The sequence below is a fragment of the Moraxella caviae genome, assembly GCF_002014985.1.
GTDB classification, from domain to species: Bacteria; Pseudomonadota; Gammaproteobacteria; order Pseudomonadales; family Moraxellaceae; genus Moraxella; species Moraxella caviae.
The window spans coordinates 2,501-5,597 of record NZ_MUXU01000060.1 but is presented as its reverse complement, the minus strand read 5'-3'; the positions used below and the strand labels follow the sequence as shown (position 1 = coordinate 5,597).

The window sequence follows — 3,097 nt, the reverse complement described above, 5'->3', positions numbered from 1 at the left end:
GGCAGGGGTCTTTAAATAAGGTGCTGACGATGACCTACTCTCACATGGGCGAACCACACTACCATCGGCGCTAAGACGTTTCACTTCTGAGTTCGGGAAGGGATCAGGTGGTTCCATCTTGCTATTGTCGTCAGCGTAAAAGGATTAACAACGCTGTTATGAGTCTGTTATTATTTTTATTTCAAGATAATTTCTTTTTAATCAAGCTTAGGTAAAATCTTTACACTTTACATACAACTTAAACCACTTGGGTGTTGTATGGTCAAGCCAAACGAGCAATTAGTATTGGTTAGCTACACATGTCACCATGCTTCCACACCCAACCTATCAACGTCGTAGTCTACAACGGCTCTTTAGGGAAATCTTATCTTGAGGTGGGCTTCCCGCTTAGATGCTTTCAGCGGTTATCCCATCCGAACATAGCTACCCGGCGATGCTACTGGCGTAACAACCGGAACACCAGAGGTTCGTCCACTCTGGTCCTCTCGTACTAGGAGCAGATCCTCTCAAATTTCCAACGCCCACGGTAGATAGGGACCGAACTGTCTCACGACGTTCTAAACCCAGCTCGCGTACCTCTTTAAATGGCGAACAGCCATACCCTTGGGACCTGCTTCAGCCCCAGGATGAGATGAGCCGACATCGAGGTGCCAAACACCGCCGTCGATATGAACTCTTGGGCGGTATCAGCCTGTTATCCCCAGAGTACCTTTTATCCGTTGAGCGATGGCCCTTCCATACAGAACCACCGGATCACTAAGACCTACTTTCGTACCTGCTCGACTTGTGGGTCTCGCAGTTAAGCGCGCTTTTGCCTTTATACTCTTTGAACGATTTCCGACCGTTCTGAGCGCACCTTCGTACTCCTCCGTTACTCTTTAGGAGGAGACCGCCCCAGTCAAACTACCCACCATACATTGTCCTTAGATCTGTTAATCTCAAGTTAGAACCCCAACATAACCAGGGTGGTATTTCAAGGATGGCTCCATAGGAACTGGCGTCCCTACTTCAAAGCCTCCCACCTATCCTACACAAGTTAGGTCAAAGTTCAATGTAAAGCTGTAGTAAAGGTTCACGGGGTCTTTCCGTCTAGCCGCGGGTACACAGCATCTTCACTGCGATTTCGATTTCACTGAGTCTCTGCTGGAGACAGCGCTGCCATCATTATGCCATTCGTGCAGGTCGGAACTTACCCGACAAGGAATTTCGCTACCTTAGGACCGTTATAGTTACGGCCGCCGTTTACTGGGGCTTCGATCAAGAGCTTCGCATACGCTAACCCCATCAATTAACCTTCCAGCACCGGGCAGGCATCACACCCTATACGTCCACTTTCGTGTTTGCAGAGTGCTGTGTTTTTAATAAACAGTTGCAGCAGCCTGGTATCTGCGACTGCCAACAGCTCAGAAAGCAAGTTTCATCACCATCGGCAGCGTACCTTCTCCCGAAGTTACGGTACCATTTTGCCTAGTTCCTTCAGCAGAGTTCTCTCAAGCGCCTTGGTATTCTCTACCTGACCACCTGTGTCGGTTTCGGGTACGATTTGTTTATGACTATCGCTTAGAAGCTTTTCCTGGAAGCAGGGCATTTGCCACTTCGCTGTACATGTACAGCTTGCTGTCAGATCTCAGTAATAGTCTAGCGGATTTGCCTACTAAACCTACCTACATCCTTTCACCTGGACAACCAACGCCAGGCTGACATAGCCTTCTCCGTCCCTCCATCGCATCATAAACAAGTATCGGAATATTAACCGATTTCCCATCGACTACGCCTTTCGGCCTCGCCTTAGGGGTCGACTCACCCAGCCCCGATTAACGTTGGACTGGAACCCTTGGTCTTCCGGCGAACGGGCTTTTCACCCGTTTTGTCGTTACTCACGTCAGCATTCGCTCTTGTGATACCTCCAGCATGCCTTACGACACACCTTCACAGGCTTACACAACGCTCCCCTACCACTTAATTGAAACAATTAAATCCGCAGCTTCGGCTCCTAGTTTGAGCCCCGTTACATCTTCCGCGCAGGCCGACTCGACTAGTGAGCTATTACGCTTTCTTTAAATGATGGCTGCTTCTAAGCCAACATCCTAGCTGTCTGTGCCTTCCCACATCGTTTCCCACTTAACTAGGAATTTGGGGCCTTAGCTGGCGGTCTGGGTTGTTTCCCTCTTGACGACGGACGTTAGCACCCGCCGTCTGTCTCCCGGATAGTACTCATCGGTATTCGGAGTTTGCATCGGTTTGGTAAGTCGGGATGACCCCCTAGCCGAAACAGTGCTCTACCCCCAATGGTATTCGTCCGAGGCGCTACCTAAATAGCTTTCGGGGAGAACCAGCTATCACCGAGTTTGATTAGCCTTTCACCCCTATCCACAAGTCATCCCCTGGCTTTTCAACGACAGTGGGTTCGGTCCTCCGGTGCCTGTTACGGCACTTTCAACCTGCTCATGGATAGATCACTCGGTTTCGGGTCTATACCCTGCAACTATGTCGCCCTATTAAGACTCGGTTTCCCTACGGCTCCCCTAAACGGTTAACCTTGCTACAGAATATAAGTCGCTGACCCATTATACAAAAGGTACGCCGTCACACCGCTACCTAATTGTTCTCATTCAATCGCTTAATAAGCGATTGATAAACACCGCCATGATGCTTAAGCTTGCGCTCACGCTTAATTGCGGCTTGTTGTGTCTGATATGCTTCATAATATAATAATTGCCATTGTTGATAACAAGTTGAGCTATTCTCACCATTATTATGCTCAGCAAAACGTCTTTTTAAATCAGCGGTCTGGCCTACATAATGTTTGCCATCTTCGCCTTTTAATACATATACATAAAACATAACTTTATCTTAGAACAATTAGGTAGCGGTGCTCCGACTGCTTGTATGCACACGGTTTCAGGTTCTATTTCACTCCCCTAACAGGGGTTCTTTTCGCCTTTCCCTCACGGTACTGGTTCACTATCGGTCAGTCAGGAGTATTTAGCCTTGGAGGATGGTCCCCCCATCTTCAGACAAGATTTCTCGTGTCTCGCCCTACTTAATATGTCGCTTAAACAGTTTCGCATACAGGACTATCACCTACTATGGTTGG

General features: G+C 48.4%; 2 rRNA genes (1 of these 2 only partly in view). Both read right to left on the bottom strand.

The window, feature by feature from the left end:
• Nucleotides 1-21 precede the first annotated feature (21 nt).
• A 5S ribosomal RNA gene (gene rrf / locus B0181_RS09365) occupies nt 22-135 on the bottom strand.
• A 123-nt stretch (nt 136-258) separates the two neighbouring features.
• Nucleotides 259-3,097, bottom strand: a 23S ribosomal RNA gene (locus tag B0181_RS09360) (it continues 293 nt past the right edge of the window).